The 18,191-nt window shown below is 34.4% G+C and carries 14 protein-coding genes; 4 read left to right on the top strand and 10 right to left on the bottom strand.

What is annotated here, in order from left to right:
• Positions 1-11: 11 nt before the first annotated feature.
• Together BM246_RS06760 and BM246_RS06755 are read right to left on the bottom strand one after the other, a co-directional pair.
• A complete protein-coding gene (locus BM246_RS06760) occupies positions 12-2,708 on the bottom strand; it encodes a TonB-dependent receptor (RefSeq protein ID WP_074936699.1) in 2,697 nt (898 codons plus the stop codon).
• Positions 2,709-2,713: 5 nt separating this feature from the next.
• Positions 2,714-3,115, bottom strand: a complete 402-nt coding sequence (locus tag BM246_RS06755; RefSeq protein ID WP_042496120.1) for a response regulator — start codon at positions 3,113-3,115, stop codon at positions 2,714-2,716.
• Between the two features lie 171 nt (positions 3,116-3,286).
• Here BM246_RS06755 and mfd point away from each other — a divergent pair, with 171 nt between their 5' ends.
• A complete protein-coding gene (gene mfd, locus BM246_RS06750) occupies positions 3,287-6,637 on the top strand; it encodes a transcription-repair coupling factor (RefSeq protein WP_074936697.1) in 3,351 nt (1,116 codons plus the stop codon).
• 69 nt (positions 6,638-6,706) lie between these two features.
• Positions 6,707-8,050 (top strand): TlpA family protein disulfide reductase, encoded by a 1,344-nt coding sequence (locus BM246_RS06745; RefSeq protein WP_074936695.1) that lies wholly within the window; start codon positions 6,707-6,709, stop codon positions 8,048-8,050.
• Between the two features lie 8 nt (positions 8,051-8,058).
• Here the strand turns inward: BM246_RS06745 and BM246_RS06740 are convergent, their stop codons facing one another.
• From BM246_RS06740 to BM246_RS06705, 7 genes are all read right to left on the bottom strand, one after another.
• The gene (locus tag BM246_RS06740; RefSeq protein ID WP_074936693.1) at positions 8,059-8,418 is read right to left on the bottom strand and encodes a YraN family protein; all 360 of its coding nucleotides are present in this window, start codon (positions 8,416-8,418) and stop codon (positions 8,059-8,061) included.
• Positions 8,419-8,433: 15 nt separating this feature from the next.
• Positions 8,434-9,594 carry a metal ABC transporter permease gene (locus tag BM246_RS06735; protein ID WP_042502364.1) on the bottom strand — a complete coding sequence of 387 codons (1,161 nt, stop codon included), beginning with the start codon at positions 9,592-9,594 and terminating at the stop codon, positions 8,434-8,436.
• Positions 9,587-10,714, bottom strand: coding sequence for a metal ABC transporter permease (locus BM246_RS06730; protein WP_042502361.1), 1,128 nt, complete (start codon positions 10,712-10,714; stop codon positions 9,587-9,589). The genes BM246_RS06735 and BM246_RS06730 overlap by 8 nt, the downstream gene beginning before the upstream one ends.
• A gap of 53 nt (positions 10,715-10,767) precedes the next feature.
• Positions 10,768-11,505: a metal ABC transporter ATP-binding protein gene (locus BM246_RS06725; RefSeq protein ID WP_042496127.1), complete on the bottom strand. Its 738-nt coding sequence runs from the start codon at positions 11,503-11,505 to the stop codon at positions 10,768-10,770.
• Positions 11,502-12,476 carry a phosphotransferase gene (locus BM246_RS06720; protein ID WP_074936691.1) on the bottom strand — a complete coding sequence of 325 codons (975 nt, stop codon included), beginning with the start codon at positions 12,474-12,476 and terminating at the stop codon, positions 11,502-11,504. The genes BM246_RS06725 and BM246_RS06720 overlap by 4 nt, the downstream gene beginning before the upstream one ends.
• 238 nt (positions 12,477-12,714) lie before the next feature.
• Positions 12,715-13,620 (bottom strand): metal ABC transporter solute-binding protein, Zn/Mn family, encoded by a 906-nt coding sequence (locus tag BM246_RS06710; RefSeq protein ID WP_074936687.1) that lies wholly within the window; start codon positions 13,618-13,620, stop codon positions 12,715-12,717.
• A gap of 38 nt (positions 13,621-13,658) precedes the next feature.
• Entirely contained in the window at positions 13,659-15,908 is a 2,250-nt protein-coding gene (locus tag BM246_RS06705) for a TonB-dependent receptor (RefSeq protein WP_074936685.1), read from the bottom strand.
• A gap of 102 nt (positions 15,909-16,010) precedes the next feature.
• Here BM246_RS06705 and BM246_RS06700 point away from each other — a divergent pair, with 102 nt between their 5' ends.
• Both BM246_RS06700 and BM246_RS06695 read left to right on the top strand, forming a co-directional pair.
• A complete protein-coding gene (locus BM246_RS06700; protein ID WP_042502354.1) occupies positions 16,011-16,667 on the top strand; it encodes a metal-dependent transcriptional regulator in 657 nt (218 codons plus the stop codon).
• A gap of 82 nt (positions 16,668-16,749) precedes the next feature.
• Positions 16,750-17,289 carry a hypothetical protein gene (locus BM246_RS06695; RefSeq protein ID WP_042502352.1) on the top strand — a complete coding sequence of 180 codons (540 nt, stop codon included), beginning with the start codon at positions 16,750-16,752 and terminating at the stop codon, positions 17,287-17,289.
• Here BM246_RS06695 and BM246_RS06690 read toward each other — a convergent pair whose 3' ends face one another.
• Positions 17,290-18,168, bottom strand: coding sequence for a 3-keto-disaccharide hydrolase (locus BM246_RS06690; protein WP_083415736.1), 879 nt, complete (start codon positions 18,166-18,168; stop codon positions 17,290-17,292).
• Positions 18,169-18,191 lie beyond the last annotated feature (23 nt).

The raw sequence follows: 18,191 nt of genomic DNA, 5'->3' as shown, positions 1-18,191 counted from the left end.
ATTTCATAACATTATAAACGTAACAATATTTTAGCAAATACGTTGGCGCCGTTTACACCAAATTGCTGCACACGCCTACTGTAAACCAAACTTCCATTCACCGTATTAGCCGAGTGTGTATGCTTGTTTGGGTATACATCAAAAATATTATTACACCCAACTGTTGCTTGTAGCCAATTCTCGTAATTATAAGTTACATACAAATCGGTTACAAACTTTGGATCGAATTTTTGATCGCGAGTTTCAACATTACCCGTAAACTCATTAAACTCCCAATTACTTGAATCACCATCATCTGGGTGAATATACATTACGCTTCCAAAATAAGTACCCACTAAATTGAATTTAAAATCATTAATTTCATAATTCAAATACGAGTTTATCTTCACTTTTGGTTGAGCAGACTCTATTCTAGAACGCTCTTCTCTGTTAAATAAAGATTCAATATCACTATCTACAATATTACTTCTATTTACTTTAGTCACTTTGGTTTCAGTAAAATTAGCCGAAACCTTTCCGCTTAATTTACCTGCTCCTATTTGATTTTTGTAATGGAAAGACATTTCTACACCATTAGTTCTTGAATCTATTGCATTGGCAAAAAACTGAGCAGCCGTAACATTAAACGGCGCCAATAAATCTTCGTAACCCTCATCAAACTGTCCTGATAGCACAATTCGATCTTCAATATTGATATTATAATAATCAAAAGAAAGCGTGTATTTATTTTCTATTTTAGTACTTAAACCAAGGCTAAAATGTTTTGATAATTCTGGTTTAAGCTTGCTTACCTCAAAAGCATCGGTTACCAAAGTACTTTCATGGTTAAACGTACCAACCTGACTAATATCCCCATCAAAAAACTGTGTGCTAATTTTTTGAAAAAACACTTGATGCATAGATGGTGCTCTAAAACCTGTAGAATAACTAGACCTCAACGAAGTCTTTTTACCAAACTTATATCGAGCAGAAAGTTTCCAAAGTGAGTTTTCTCCAAAATCGTTGTTAGATTCATATCGAAACGCACCTTTTATAAGCATCGGCTCAATAGGCTTCAACTCAGCATCAACATATCCAGAAGCATTAGAACGGTAACGAATAAGTTCATCTTGTGGTTGTATACCAGGAAATACTTGAGCACCTATAATTTTAGGTCTTAATTCTCCATTTTCATCTTCATACATTACATCACCATTAATATACGAATCTTCTTCGCCAGAAATAATCTCGTAACGCTCCACACGTAGTTCGCCTCCAAAGGCCAAGTTAAGTCCCTTCATAACATCAAAAGGTCTGCTAAAATCTAAATTAGTGGTATTAAGTTCGTATTGATAACCACCAGATTTAAACGTTCTAGGTGAAATAACACCAAGCGATGCATTGTTAGAATTGTTAACCGTAAAATCTATACTATTAGACCCCATGGAATGACTAAAGTCGATATCCCAACCATTTTTTTCGCCTCGAATCCCGAAGGTAACGGCATCATCTTGAATGTTTGTTAAAATTTCTGGTGAAAATCCATTTGGATGAAGCTCTTCTACAACACGATCGGTTTCTCCAGGAAAACGATAAAACCCTTTTGAAGTACCTTCTCTAGAATTACGCCCACCAAAAAAGTAAAGATTAGCTTTATCAAAAAGTGATAATTCACCATTAAATGCTAAAGCCGAGTTTCTAGTTGCAGCACTACCAACTTCCATCACTTGTTGATTTTTATAACCTGTTTGAGAGAAAAAATCGTTATCTTCTATCAATTGGCTATCCAAGACATCATCATTATCAACATAAACATTTCCGGTATAGTTGCCTGCTCTATTTGTAGCTCCTCTATCTCTAAACTCTCCGGTAATATTTATAAAACCTGTATTACCTATTTTTAAACCAAAATTTCCACTAAAATAATGGTTAACACCATCTTTTTCTGTATTGATTTTAGTTCCTGTATCAATATCGATAACATCCGTTTGTTTCTTTAAAACAATATTAACAACTCCTGCAATAGCATCCGATCCGTACTGAGAGGTTGCGCCATCTCTTAAAATTTCAATATGATCGATTGAAGATACCGGTATCGCATTAAAATCCGTACCCACACTACCTCTACCAATAGTATTATTTACATTTAGCATAGACGATGTATGGCGACGCTTTCCATTTATTAAAACCAAAAGTTGGTCTGGCCCTAAACCTCGTAAAGTTGCCGGATCGATATGGTCTGTTCCATCGGAAACCGTTTGTTGGGTAGAATGAAACGATGGCACTAAAAACTGTAGTAATTCACCTAATTCAAAATGAGATGAATTACTTATTTCTTCGGGGGTTATAATCTCAATAGGCACCGTAGTTTCTAAAGCAGATTGCGGTTTAGATCGTGTACCTAAAGACACGGGCTCATCCGCAGAAAACCCCGTTTCTAAACGAAAATCAGCAGTAACACTATCTCCAACCTTAAGCGAAATGGACTTACTTTTACTATTATACATAATGAAGGATGCTGCTATCACATAATCTCCTTCCTCAAGCTCTAGTTTAAAATCACCGTTTATATTGGTAGTTGTTTGTACTTCGTAACCTTCAACACTAATTAAAGCTCCTGGCAAAGCACCAAAAGCATCCGAAACATTTCCTTGTACAGAAGCTCTATTTTGCGCACAAATAGTAGCACTAACAAATAAGCATATTAATAGAGTTATTCTTTTTTCCATGTGGACTACTTCTCAAAATTCAAAGCTTCATCTAAAAGAGTTACAGACAATGGTTTGTTTATATAACCATCTATAAAGCAAGAAGCCTTTGCTTTTTCTTGATCATTCGGGTTGGATGACGTGGTTAACATAATAATTTTAATACTAGATGTAAATTCTTTATCTAGCTTACTATATTCTTCTATAAACTCCCAACCATTCATGGCCGGCATATTAATATCAAGAAAAATAACCTCTGGTTTTTTAACTAAACCCTCCATCGCTTTTTGTAGATAAACCAACGCATCAGCGCCACTATTTACAGACTGTATAGAATTAAATGTATTATGTTTTTTTACTATTTTTTCGTTATAAAAATTAGTAAACTTATCATCATCGATAAGTAAGGTAGATTGGTAAGGGACCATTGAGAGTTTTTTGCTATTTCTTTTTTTTAAAAATTCTCATCTTATTCAGATAAAAAATGCAAATTACTCAATATGCTCTTAACTTTCTAGAGATTTCATTAAAAAATACAAAAGAGTCTCATTTTAAAAACATTTTAAAACTTATCTTTGCACTCGTAAAACCCTAATTACGTGAGTAAATCTATCCTCTCGCAAACATATTTACAGACTTTGCAAAAGCAGAATCTGCAAAATGCTGTTGCCAAAAGCGAAAATAAAATACACCTTACCGGCTTAGTTGGCTCTTCGCTATCTTTTATAATATCAAGTATTTTCAAGGAATCGGACAAACCTTTTCTTATTGTTTTTGATGATAAAGAAGAAGCCGCTTTTTATCTAAACGATTTAGAGCAACTTTGCAATGATAAAGACGTACTATTCTACCCTGGAAGCTATCGCAGACCCTACGAAATAGAAGAAACCGATAACGCCAACGTACTTTTACGTGCCGAAGTTTTAAACCGTATAAACTCGCAAAAAAAACCAGCCATAATTGTTACTTATCCCGATGCCCTCTTTGAGCAAGTAGTTACCAGAAAAGAGCTAGAACGCAATACTTTAAAAGTAGCAGTAAACGATAATTTATCAATCAATTTTGTAAACGAAGTTCTTTTTGAATATCAATTTAAACGTGTTGACTTTGTTACCGAACCTGGAGAATTCTCGGTACGTGGTGGTATTATTGATGTATTTTCGTTTTCTAATGATGAGCCTTATCGTATTGAGTTTTTTGGGGACGAAGTAGATAGCATTAGAACCTTTGATGTGGAAACACAGCTTTCCATAGATCAAATAAAAAAGATAAACGTTATCCCAAACGTTGCCAATAAACTTCTAGAAGAAAAACGCCAAAGCTTCCTTAAATACATTGCACAAAAAACAGTAGTTTGCTTAAAAAATGCGGACTTAATTTTTTCGAGAATTGATGATTTTTACAACAAAGCAGAAATTGCTTATAAAAATTTATCTTCGGAAATAAAACAAGCCCAACCAAATGAACTTTTTTGCAATTCAACCTTATTAAAAAAGCAATTACTCGATTTTTCTATTATTGAATTTGGTAGCACGTCTATAATGACGAAAATTGGTAGCGTTGTACAAAAAGTAGAATTCAAAACCACACCGCAACCATCTTTTAATAAAAAATTCGATTTATTAATTGAAGATTTAAACAGCAACCACAACAAGGGTTACACAAACTACATTGCCTGTGTAAGCGAGCAACAAGCTAAGCGTTTTCATGATATTTTTGACGATGTTGAAGGCGAAGTATCTTACCAAACTATTGTACTTTCACTGCACCAAGGCTTCATAGATCACGACACCAAAATAGTTTGTTATACAGACCATCAAATTTTTGAACGTTACCATAAATTCAACGTAAAAAATGGTTATGCTAAAAAACAAGCCATTACTTTAAAAGAACTTACAAACCTAGATATTGGCGATTATGTAACACATATAGACCATGGTATTGGACGTTTTGGTGGACTTCAAAAAATTGATGTTGAAGGCAAAAAACAAGAAGCCATTAAATTGGTTTATGGAGAGCGCGATGTCCTTTACTTAAGCATCCATTCCCTACATAAAATCACCAAGTTTAACGGTAAAGACGGAAAACCGCCTAAAATTTACAAACTAGGCAGCACAGCCTGGAAAACCTTAAAACAAAAAACCAAAGCACGTGTTAAGCACGTTGCTTTCAACTTAATAAAACTTTACGCTAAGCGAAAAACAGAAAAAGGCTATCAATACAATCCTGATAGTTATATGCAACATGAATTGGAAGCTTCTTTTATTTATGAAGATACGCCAGACCAAAGTAGTGCTACCGCTGATATAAAGGTCGATATGGAAAGTGAACGTCCAATGGATCGTTTAGTATGTGGTGATGTTGGTTTTGGTAAAACCGAAGTTGCTATTCGTGCCGCTTTTAAAGCCGTAGACAACGGCAAACAAGTCGCTGTTTTAGTACCAACAACCATTTTAGCATATCAACATGCCAAAACATTTCGTGAGCGCTTAAAAGACTTCCCTGTAACGGTAGATTATGTTAACCGTTTTAGAACAGCAAAAGAAAAACGCACCACTCTAGAAGGTTTAGAAAAAGGTAATGTAGACATCATTATTGGCACACACCAACTTGTAAATAAAAATGTAAAATTTAAAGATCTTGGTTTATTAATTGTAGATGAAGAACAAAAATTTGGAGTTGCTGTAAAAGAAAAACTAAAAACATTAAAAGACAATGTTGATGTATTAACATTAACCGCAACACCTATACCTCGTACGTTACAATTTAGCTTAATGGCTGCCCGAGATTTATCAGTTATTACAACACCACCACCAAACCGATATCCTATAGAAAGTCATGTTATTCGTTTTAACGAAGAAGATATTCGTGATGCGGTGAGTTATGAAATTGAACGTGGTGGACAAATTTTCTTCATTCATAATAGAATAGAAAATATAAAAGAAGTTGCTGGCCTTATTCAGCGTTTAGTTCCAGATGCTAAAATTGGTATTGGTCACGGGCAACTAGATGGTAAAAAACTAGAACAACTTATGCTATCTTTTATGGATGGCGAGTTTGATGTTTTGGTAAGTACAACTATTATTGAAAGTGGTTTAGATGTACCAAATGCCAATACCATTTTTATAAACAATGCCAATAATTTTGGCTTAAGTGATTTACACCAAATGCGTGGTCGTGTTGGGCGAAGTAACAAGAAAGCCTTTTGCTATTTTATTACACCAGAATATTCTGCCATGACCGACGATGCCAGAAAACGCATTACCGCACTAGAACAATTTACGGAGCTTGGTAGCGGATTTAATATTGCCATGAAAGATTTAGAAATTCGTGGTGCCGGAGATTTATTAGGTGGCGAACAAAGTGGTTTTATAAATGAAATTGGGTTTGATACCTATCAAAAAATATTAAGCGAAGCCATAGAAGAACTTAAAGAAAACGAATTTAAAGATCTATACGATGAACCAGAAGAAGATCGTGTTTATGTTAAAGATGTTACCATCGACACCGATTTCGAACTACTTTTCCCAGACGATTATGTAAATAACATCGCAGAAAGATTAAGCTTATATACACAGCTAAATAATTTGAAAACCGACGATGAATTGCATACTTTTGAAACAGAATTAGTCGATCGTTTTGGAGAATTACCAATACAAGTGACCGATTTATTAAATAGTGTCCAAATAAAGTGGTTAGCAACCAAAATTGGTTTCGAAAAAGTAGTGATGAAACAAGGTAAACTTATTGGTTATTTCATTAACGACCAACAAAGTAACTTTTACCAAAGTTCTGGTTTCACTAAAGTTTTACAGTTTGTTCAAAAAAATCCAGGCGCATGTAAAATGAAAGAAAAACAAACTCGAAACGGATTAAGGTTAATGCTAACTTTCGATAAAATAAAAACAGTAAAACAAGCACTAAGCGCTTTACAACCTATTGTGGCTTAATTCTTGTTTCATTTTAAATAAAAAACATATTATATCTTCAATTAGAAGAAAACAAATACATCCAAAACCGTGAAACGCTTATTATTTCTTTTTACCCTCATACCAAGTATTTTATTAGCACAACACAGCATTAAAGGCACGTTTTCCCCTGCCAAAGAATACAATTTTGCTCTACTCTATAAGGTAACTCCAACCTTATCGGAATATATTTCGAACACCGAAATAAATAAAGAAACGGGAGGTTTTGAGTTTCAACTTGACTCTACAAGAACAAAAGGTATGTATCGTGTGGTTTACGCTATACCGCAAGAAGATTATAATTTCGACATTATTTATAACGGTAAAGAAGATATTGAATTAACCTTTAACTCTGAAACTGGTGTTACTTTCAAAAAATCTGCCGAGAATAAGTTATTAACATCGTACACCAATAGCATGTCTATGGTTACGCAAAGTATTGGAAATTATTTTAGAGAAGAAAGTAAAAACACCAAAGCTTTAAAGTCAATCTTTAAAACACAACAAGAAACACAAGAAAACTTCGAAAAAGCTGCGAAAGGCATGATGGCTTTAGATTTTATAAAGGCCAATAAACCTTATATCCCAACCGATTTTGAAGATCTAAAAACGTATATAAACAACTTAAGACTGCACTATTTCGACCATATAGATTTTAACAGCAAAGCATTACAGAGCTCTAATTTTTTAGAAGAAAAAATGCTGAATTATGTTTTTGGAATGTCTTCTGACATTGAAGATGAAGCTACAGTTTACAAGAATAACATTGATGTTTTTCATGACGTTCTAAAAACAACACCACAAGGCGTAAAACGTATTTTATTAGTCGATTTATGGCAACAAATGGCAGACTTAGGTTTTGAGTCGGTTGCTAACTATATTTCAGACAAGTATTTAATGCCGGTTGCAAAATCGTTAAATGATAAAGATTTAATCGATGGATTAACTCTATTTAAAAACACATCAATAGGTAGAAAAGCACCAGATTTCGAATTAGAAATCAAAAAAGATAAAACCTTAGTTAAAACACAATTAAGCGCACTAAACGTAGCACAAAAATACATTGTAGTTTTCTGGAGTAGCACATGCTCGCATTGTTTAGATGAAATTCCTCAATTACACAGCTTCGTAAATACTCTAGAAAAAGGTGACGTAAAAGTAATTGCTGTAGGCTTAGAAGACGATCCATACAAATGGAAAGACCTAACCTATACTTACACTAGCTTTATTCATGTTTATGGTGAAGGCCGTTGGGAAAATAAAATTGGAAACGATTATGGCGTAACATCGACACCAACATATTTCATTTTAGATAAAGACAAAAAATTCATTTCAAAACCGGAAGATTTTAAAGCTTTAAAAGCCTTTTTTGAAGAAGAAGCTAAGGAAGAATAAATCAGCTTTTAAAAGTGGTAAAAAGCACCTTCTAAGTGCTCAATACTAAAATCTTTTCCTTGCTTTACAATAGCAACAACATCAAAACGAACTTCTACATCGAGATCGTTTGCAATCACGTACGCATCAATAGCTTTTACTAAACGTTGAATTTGTTTTGGTTTTACAAAATCTTGAGGATTTCCGAAGTTATTAGTAGATCTTGTTTTAACTTCTACAACCGCCAGAACATCTTCTTTTTTCGCAATAATATCAACTTCTGCCTTTTGGTATCGGTAATTACGCGCCACAATAGCGTATCCGTTTTTCAACAGAAAATCGACAGCTAACTGCTCTCCTTTTTTACCGAGTTCGTTGTGTTTTGCCATGGCATCAAAGTTTATTTATCCTCTAAACAAGAAGAAATCATCTTTCATATCTTCAATTTGAGCATCTTCATTAGTGATAATATAATCAATTGCTTTAGATGTAAAAGCATCGCCTTTTTCCGTTAAAGACACAATGTTTTTTTCAAACTGAATCATATTGTTTTTAAGCGCCAAATCTAATACCGTTTTAGAACGCACTTTTTGCCAATTAATATGTTCGTTAAGGTGATTTACATGGCGTTCGCGCTCTTCTGTATGGTTTTTTAAATGAAGAAGAAATGTTAATAACGATACTTCTGTACGCTGTTGCTTTTCTCTATAAATGACAGCAATAACACCTTTACTTGGCGCAAACAAATAAACAGCCAAAAACAACAAACCGAGCATGGTTGTTATAGATCCTGCAATGGAAGCATCGAGAAAATGCGCTAACCAATATCCAGAAATCGCACTAAATACACCAAAGCAAATGGCTAAAACAAGCATTCGTTTTAAATTATTCGTCAGTAAATAAGCTGTAGCCGCAGGAGAAATCATGAGAGCAACCACCAAAATAGCTCCAACAGCATCGAAAGCACCAACTGTAGTTATAGACGATACCGTCATTAATCCATAATGTATAACTGCCGGAGAAAACCCTAACGAAGCCGCTAAACCAGCATCAAAGGTGCTTACTTTTAATTCTTTGAAAAAAGCAACCAACAAAGCAATGGTTATTAACAGAATAACACCAATAACCCATAAAGATTTTGGTCCAACATCAACACCCGAAACTATAAATCTATCAAAAGGCGTAAAGGCAAGTTCCCCAAGTAAAACGGCATCGATATCTAAATGGACATCGTTAGCGTTTTTAGCAATCATAATAACACCGATACTAAACAAAATAGGGAACACTAAACCAATAGCAGTATCTTCTTTTACTAACCCAGTTTTTTGGATATACTCTACCAAAACAACTGTAATAATACCTGTTAAAGCCGCCAATAATATAAGTAACGGTGAATTTAAATCTTGCGTAATAAAAAAGCCAACAACAATTCCTGGTAAAATAGAATGACTAATAGCATCGCTAATCATCGCCATTTTTCTAAGCACCAAAAATGTACCAGGAATGGCACATGCAATGGCAACCAAACTAGCAATAAGCTGTATTTCAATTTGTGCGTTACTCATCATTATCGTTTTGTTGATTATACAAATTGGATGCTGTTTTATATCCTTCTTCCGTTAAGCTCCATTTTTTTCCTTTAAGGGTAACGTAATGTTTATCGACTAATTTCTGGAGCGTTCCTTTTGTATAACCTTGAAAATTATTTAAAATTTTAATGGTATGCGGATGAGAGATATTATCATGCGTTTCCGCGATATGAAACATGAAAGCTAAAGTTTTATGCAGCTCTAAATCTCGACGGTTTTTAATAAATCGAATTTGTTTAAAAAGCAATCCACGACTTGGCGAAAATATAAACGACACCAAAACAAAAACACCAGCAACAATAACAATAACTGGCCCTGTAGATAAATTGTTTTGACTAGAACTAATAGCTGTTCCAAAAACTCCTGAAAAAGCACCAAAAATAGCGGCTAAAAAAACCATAAGCCCTAAGCTATTTGTCCATTGGCGTGCAGCAGCAGCAGGCGCTAAAAGCATAGCACTCATAAGTACAACACCAACCGTTTGCAAGCCTAAAACAATTGCTAAAACAATAAAAGTTGTAATTAATATATCAATAAATTTGGTATTAAAACCAAGTGTTTTAGTGTAATCGGCATCGAAAAGCAGTATTTTAAACTCTTTCCAAAAAAGTAATAAAACAAATAAACACACACCGGTTACAATAGCCATTAACCAAACATCGCTCTCCACTAAAGTTGCTGCCTGACCAAATAGATACTTATCTAAACCAGCCTGATTAGCATTAGGTTGTTTTTGAATAAAAGTTAAAAGCAACATACCGAAACCAAAAAACAAAGATAAAATTAAGCCTAAAGCGGTATCAGATTTTAAATGTGTTTTCTTGATAATACTTCTAATCCAAAACGTTCCTAAAAGTCCACTAACCAAAGCCCCTAAAAGCAACACATTACTATCCTTTGCACCTGTAATTAAAAAGGCAATCGCAATACCTGGCAAAGCCGCATGCGAAATAGCATCGCCCAAAAGACTCTGTTTTCTTAAAACTGCAAAGCTACCAAGCATCCCGGTAACAGCGCCAAGAATGGCCGTACCAAGCGTTATGGTTCTAAGTGTATAATCTGTAAAGACTAGATTAAAATATTCTGTTATGTCCATTTCTATTATATTGAACGCATTGTTTTTGTTGCAACAAGCCTTATAAACTATAATTATTCCTGAATACTCACTTTATAATTTATACCGTAGGTTTTCGTTAAATTATCGTCGTTAAAAATATCCTTAACGGGACCTGTGGCAATTTTTTTCACGTTTAAAAAGGTAACCCAATCGAAATACTCAGGAACAGTTTGTAAATCGTGGTGCACTACAACCACCGTTTTACCAGCTTTTCGAAGTTCTTTCAAAATATTGATTATCGCAATTTCGGTAGTAGCATCTACACCTTGAAACGGCTCGTCCATAAAATAGATCGATGCATTTTGCACCAAAGCACGTGCTAAAAATATACGTTGTTGTTGCCCTCCGGAAAGTTGACTAATTTGCCTGTTTTTAAAAGCAAGCATACCAACTTTTTCCAACGCTTCTAAAGATTCTTTTTTTTCTTTTTGTCCTGGACGCTTAATCCAACCTAAACTTCCATAAGTTCCCATAGTAACAACATCTAAGGCCGTAGTCGGGAAATCCCAATCCACACTTCCTTTTTGTGGCACATAGGCTACTAAATGACGTTGTTTTTCGTAGCTCTTGCCAAAAATAGACACACTGCCTGCAATAGGTTTTAAAATTCCTAAAATAGATTTTATAAGCGTGGATTTTCCTGCTCCGTTTGGTCCAACAATAGCCATAAGTACACCTTCGGGAATTTCTAAATCAATATCCCAAAGTACGGGTTTGTAGTTATACGCTACCGTTAAATCGTCAACCTGAACTGCTATATTTTTTTTCATGTGTTTTCAATTTTATAATAATCACTCCATGATCTAAATCTACCTACAAACATTTTTAGGTAATTTTCTGTGAGGAAAATATTAGACCAATCGAATCGTTGAGCCTGAACGCCAAGATAGAACACAAAAACCGCAAGCCCAGCTTTTGGCAATAGTTGTAATTCTTTTTCTGGTATTGTATTTACGCTCTGATAGCCTTTTAAAAAGCTTTCCTTTTTTGCTTCGTATTCTTTTTTATCTATTTCTATATGAAACAATTGTTTACAAAAATAACCAATATCCAAAATTTGTGATCCGTTACCACAAAAATCAAAATCGAAAATGGTTATCTTAGTTTGGTTTGCAATACTCATATTATCATACCAAATATCTAAATGCACCACACCTTTTCGAGTGTTTTCAAACTCGGCATCTTCAAAAAATCCTTCTATAGATTTCACAAATTCCATCTCTGGTAAAGCCTCTGAAAAATATGATTTTAATTTTTGATATGGTAATTCTAAAAGTGATTTTTTGTTATAAGTAATCCGCTCGATAATTTGGTCCTGGCTGGCATGGTGGATTTTACCCATTAATTCGCCAATAGCGTAACACATATCTGTATTTAAAAATCGAATTTTATCGCCTTCTGCAAACGAAAACAGTACAGCATACCGAATACCTTCGGGTGCTTTTACAGTTTGTATATACGTTTGGTTTTTATCTAAAACCGGCACAGAAACACCTAAACCGTTACTTTTTAGTTTGTTTAAAAGTGTTAGCTCTTCGCTTATTTCGGTTTCAGAACGCCAATTGTAACAGTAAACCCGAAGTACATATTTTGTTTTTCCGTTGGAAATAAAATAGGTGTGATTCATTCCTGTTCTAAACAACGTGCACACGTAGCTCGTATCTAGCCCGTATTGTTCTTTTGCAAATTCTCCAAGAGCTTTCGCAGATAGGGTTGATGTTGTAACAGGAAATGTATTCATGTTTTTTTTTTACGGTTTTGAGCCTATGTATAAACTTTACTGATTCCTTTTTTGAATTACGTTTTACACTTGCTTTTGCGGATGATTTAGCCCTGATAGCAGCGGCATCCTTTTTTTTAAAAACTCACTTTATTGTATGCACCAACTCTAATTTAACAACTTTTTTCAAAGCTATAAAAACTAGCTTTTACTAAAAAAAAGATATAGCGAATAGCAGGATTAGCTTCTAATAAAAAACTTATTTCAAAGCGTTAACTATAGTGTTTACATTATACTTAAACATACCGATATACGTGCCTTCGGGAGTTCCTGGAGTACCAAGCGCATCGGAATAAAGAGACCCACCAATATCGACGTTGTGATCTTTAGAATTTACAGCAGCTTGCAGCGCCTCAATGGTGCGTTTAGGCACCGAACTTTCTATAAAAATGGCTTTAATTTTGTTTTCTATAATGAAGGCTGACAGGTTTTGAACATCTTGTACACCAGCCTCGGTTGCTGTTGAAATACCTTGTAGACCGCGTACTTGAAAACCATAGGCTTTACCAAAATAATTAAAGGCATCGTGTGCGGTTACTAAAATGCGTTTGTCTTTTGGAAGCGTTTCGATAGTACTTTTTAAAGTAGTTTGTAACGCTTTTAACTCCACGATATACTTGGCGCTATTGGCTTGAAAGAGATCTTTTTTCTCAGGAAGTGCTTCGGATAATTTGTCGGCTACAAATTGGGTGATTTGAATCCAATATTCGGTATTAAACCAAATGTGCGGATCGTAATTTGATGCAAAATACTCTGAACCAATTAGTGTTTTTTCGTCGATAGCATCGGAAAGTGCCACCGTTTTAATGTTTCGCATTTTTTCGAAAATCTCTACGAGCTTACCTTCTAAGTGCAGACCGTTGTAAAAAATAATATCGGCACCAGACAACTTACTTACATCGCCTTCACTGGCTTTATAAAGATGCGGATCTACACCGCTCCCCATTAACCCTTGTACATTTACCTCATCGCCAGCTACGTTTTTAACCAAATCGGTTATCATGGATGTGGTGGTAACAATATTTAGTTTTTGGTTGGCTTTTTTATCTGTTTTGCAGCTAAAAACAATTAAGCTAACAAAAAGTATGTAGATGTATTTTTTCATGAATTTTAATTTTTGTGAAATTACTAAAAAGCAATTAATTATTTCAATGAATATCTTAAACCTAAAAAGGCTCTAATTCCTTGGTTTGGTGCGTAAACATAAGTTGGATCGAAAGTTAGTCCGTAAGGGTTATCTGGAGTAACTTGTGCGTTGCCATTGGGATCGAAAGTGACGTCTTTATCAAACGGATCGTTTGCCCGAGCAATAATAAATGGATTACCTTTATTTGGCGTCCAGTTTAATAGGTTTTTAACACCGCCATAAATTTCTAGATTTTCAAGACCATCGAAGGTTAATTGTATATTTTGAATACTCCAAACAGGTGAATTTTCACTTCTAGGATCTAAATCGCTCAATAAAGGCAAGCGCATAGGGCCATAAATATTACCGGTATAATCTACCGATAAATTATATTTATAATTTTTATAGGTTGCCGCCCAGGTACCAGTAAAACGCTCAGTAAGTATTTGGCGTTCTTTTATACCATTTTCTGTTTGCGACACATCTTGAAATGTACCACCAACAAGAAGTTTAACACCGCTTGTTACTATAGCGTCAAGGTTAACGCTTACTCCTTTTGTTACGGCTTTACCATCTAGATTATCGTATATAATTTGATTTGGATTAGTATCATAATCTGGTAAAATTAAGTTTGAAAAATGCGTATACCATGTCGAAATATCTAAACCTATAATAGACCCAGATTTTGTGTAAAATTTTTTAAGATAATTCAGGTTTATATTAACAGAGCGTTCTGGTTTTAATGCTTCGGCAATTACAACATCTCTGGCTCCAGTAAGTGCCGCATGCTCTTCAGTAAAAATATTAACAACTCTAAAACCTGTTCCGGCATTTACCCTAAAAACATCATCGGGTGTTGGCTTAAATTTATACGCAATTCGTGGCGTGAATATATTGCCGTGTCTTTTATCGTAATCGTAACGCGCACCTAACAGTAAGGTGTTTTTTTTGCTTATTTTTATTTCATCTTGCGCAAAAACAGAAGGTATAACCACCTCGTCGGCACCTAATGTTGCTGGTGTACTATCGTTATAGTAATTATATCTAGCTGCTGCTCCAAAAAGCAAATCGTGATTTTTAAGAGATTTATCCCAAGTAAATTGCCCGAAACCTATTTTTTGTTGCGCTAAAAATGCCGTGTCTCCATAAACGGAATTTTGGTCGTGATCTGTATATGAGAATTGAAACATCACCTTTTCTTTAATTGGCAATTGATAGTTACCTAAAAGCTCCCCACGCTTGGTATAAATACTTTCTCCGTAGATTTCATTTCCGCCTCTATAATCGGAATTCCATTGCATCTCCCCGCCCCATCGATCTTCGTAAAAAACACGACCAGCCAAAGATAAAACTCTGTTTTCTTTACGTTTAAAATTCCATTTTTGGAAAACTGATATTCTATTCTGAAGCGTTAAATCTGTAAAATTATCACCATTATTATCTATAGGATTATTGTAGTTAAAGTAGTTAACACCAAAAAGTAAGTTGGCTTTTTTTCCAACTCTAGTATTAAAACCTAAATCCAAATTAACCTCTCCCCAACCTGTTGCGTAGCTATCCGCAAAGAAACGCGGTGCATTTTCGGGTAACTTAGTAATAATATTAATTAAGCCTCCAACAGCTTCACTTCCATAAAGAGATGATGCAGGACCTTTTACAATTTCAATTTGTTCTATTAAAGAATTTGGAATTCCAGACAACCCATAAACCGTAGAAAGCCCACTTACAATTGGCATACCATCTATTAAAACTAAAGTATACGGACCTTCTAAACCATTGATATGAATATCTCCCGTATTACAAACATTGCAATTTATTTGAGGGCGTACACCATTTACGTTCTGTAGCGCTTCGAAAATATTTGGCGTCGGATTCTTCTTTAAAAAAGTGGTAGAATACACTTCTACAGGCACCGAACTATCCAATCTAGAAACAGCTTTTAGAGTTCCTGTTACTACAACCTCATCTAACAATTCAGATTCCGGCAAGTTAAAATTGATAGTTACATCTTTTGATTCGGACACCGTTATGCTTCTTCTTTGTGTTTGATAACCTGTAAACGAGGCGATGATAGTATATTTTCCTGGTGAAACATTTTTAAAGCTAAACACACCGTTATCATTAGAAACCGCACCTTTCTGAGTTCCTTTTAAATACACATTTACATACGGTAACGCATCTCCATTTGTAGATGTTTTGCCTGTTACGGTTTGTGCGCTTACCACATAACTTAACAGACATAAAATTACAAATATTAGATTCCTCATGTTTTTAATTTTTGACAAATATAAAAATATTTTTAGACAAGTCTAAAAATATTTTTAAAGTTTTAATTATTATATATTTGTGACATCTCTAAAAAAAGCATCATGGTTACCCTTACGGAAGAAAATTACATCAAAGCTATTTACCACTTAGGCAAGCAAGGCGAAAACAACGTTAGCACAAATGCCATTGCTAAAGAAATGGAGACTAAGGCCTCTTCCGTCTCTGATATGGTGAAAAAACTTTCTGAGAAAGGCTATGCTGATTATAAAAAATACCAAGGGGTTACTTTAACGAAAGAAGGAAAACTTATCGCTGTGAACATTGTTAGGAAACACAGGCTATGGGAGGTCTTTTTATCTGAAAAATTAAACTTCTCCTGGGATGAAATACATGATGTTGCAGAACAGCTAGAACATATAAAATCAGAGAAACTTATTAAGCAATTAGATGCATTTTTAGATTACCCATCTCACGATCCGCATGGTGACCCGATTCCGGATGAGAACGGAAGAATACAAAGCATCGATAAAATATTATTATCTCAAGCTCAAGTTAATAATATTTGTATTTGTGTTGGGGTTAAAGATTCTTCTTCTGAATTTTTAAAATACCTAGACAAGCACGGTATAGCCTTAGGTACAGAGCTAAAAGTAACCAACAAAGAACCTTTTGACAACTCGATAACGATTACCATAAATCATTCAGAATTTATAATTTCTAATATTATAGCTAATAATTTATTTGTGAAATTAGCCTAACTCCTGTTTTATAAAAAAAGTATTACAAAACTAGTATAAGGCACGAATTTTGATAAAATTCACATATCCAAAAATTCAAAATATGAAGTCGTTTTTACTCGTTTTTGTAGTTGCATTCTGTTTTTCTTGCATTCCGGTACGCATTGCCCCAACCATTAAAACCGACAAAGTTATGGTTGCGAAAAAATTTAAACGCAAGTTACCCAAGCGTCAAGCTTTTATTTTTGAAGACCCAAAAAACGCCAACGAGTTTTATAATTATGTGAATACAAAGCATGAATTACAGTTTCAAGATGTAGAATTTAATGTTCCTTTTGAAGTTGATGGCACACTGTTTTACTTCTCATTTCACGAAGTAGAAATCCCAGACAAAACTATCAATCTTATCCCTATTATAATTGATGCTAAATTAGACAACGGTGGTAACAGCCCACTATTTGAAGATAGTTACACATCAAGACAAGGCAACTGGTATATTGCCATTACCGTAAACGATGAAGCTATGAATGATTGCTTAAAACCTAATAGCGTATATAAAGCATCCGTTTTAAAATATTTAAAACAGATGCGATTAGAATACTTAAATACAAGCAATTATCTAGAAGCTTTACTAAGACGATAATTAACTCTTTTTAAAACGCACTTGCTTTCTAATTTTCTTCGGAAACTTCTTGATTGAAGTTAGGGTTAAATCTTTATAATAACATTCGGCAGCTTCCGATTGGATTTGAATTTGCCCTTTATTTAAAATTTCACCTTTATCATTCTTTGCATTTTCAACAACCATAACCACATAACCATTTACTACGTGCACTGCATTATTTCCTAATACATAAATCTCTAAAAGATTCCACTCGCCATGAGGCGCATCGTGCTCTGATCCTGCATTAGTATATCCGTTTGCCTCAAAATACGCATCGGAATTTGGGTTGTATTTTTTAGACTCACCTCTAACTACAGCTGTAGGCTTACCCCTTTTAGGACTCGCTGTTCCGCCACCTAAAGGAATAAAATCTCCTAAATCTGTTTCTTGTACTTGATATTCTAGAGATGTTTTCCAGGTCTTCCAAAAAGCCCCTTGTTCACCATAACAATGGTAAAGAATACCACTATCGCGTTTTGCATCTAATCTTGGCTCCCATTTTTTATCACCCCATTTAAACAAGGTGCTTAAATGATAATTTTCGTAGTCTTTTTTAGTGTTTATTCCGCCTAAAATTTCACCACTAATATGTAATATTAATTCACCGTTTTCTTCATTCACAGTAAAAACATCTTTAATATCGTTGTTTAAACCTAAAGCGGTACCGTTATACACATTATCAGATTGATATGTACCTTCTGGCAAATCGGTAACAGTAGCATGTGGAACTCCTATCCATTTTTCAAACTGACTTAAATCCTTATCCAGTAAATGAATGGTTTTAGAGCTTTTTTGAGCTGCTACAGTTAAACTAGTTAAAATTAAAAATAGGGAAATGTACTTGAATTTAGAATACATGGTTGGCTTATTTAGTTTAGCCA

The organism is Algibacter lectus (assembly GCF_900112395.1).
In the GTDB taxonomy this organism is placed as follows: Bacteria; Bacteroidota; Bacteroidia; order Flavobacteriales; family Flavobacteriaceae; genus Algibacter; species Algibacter lectus.
Note: the sequence above shows the minus strand (reverse complement) of the source record. Positions and strands in the feature narration are given on the sequence as shown.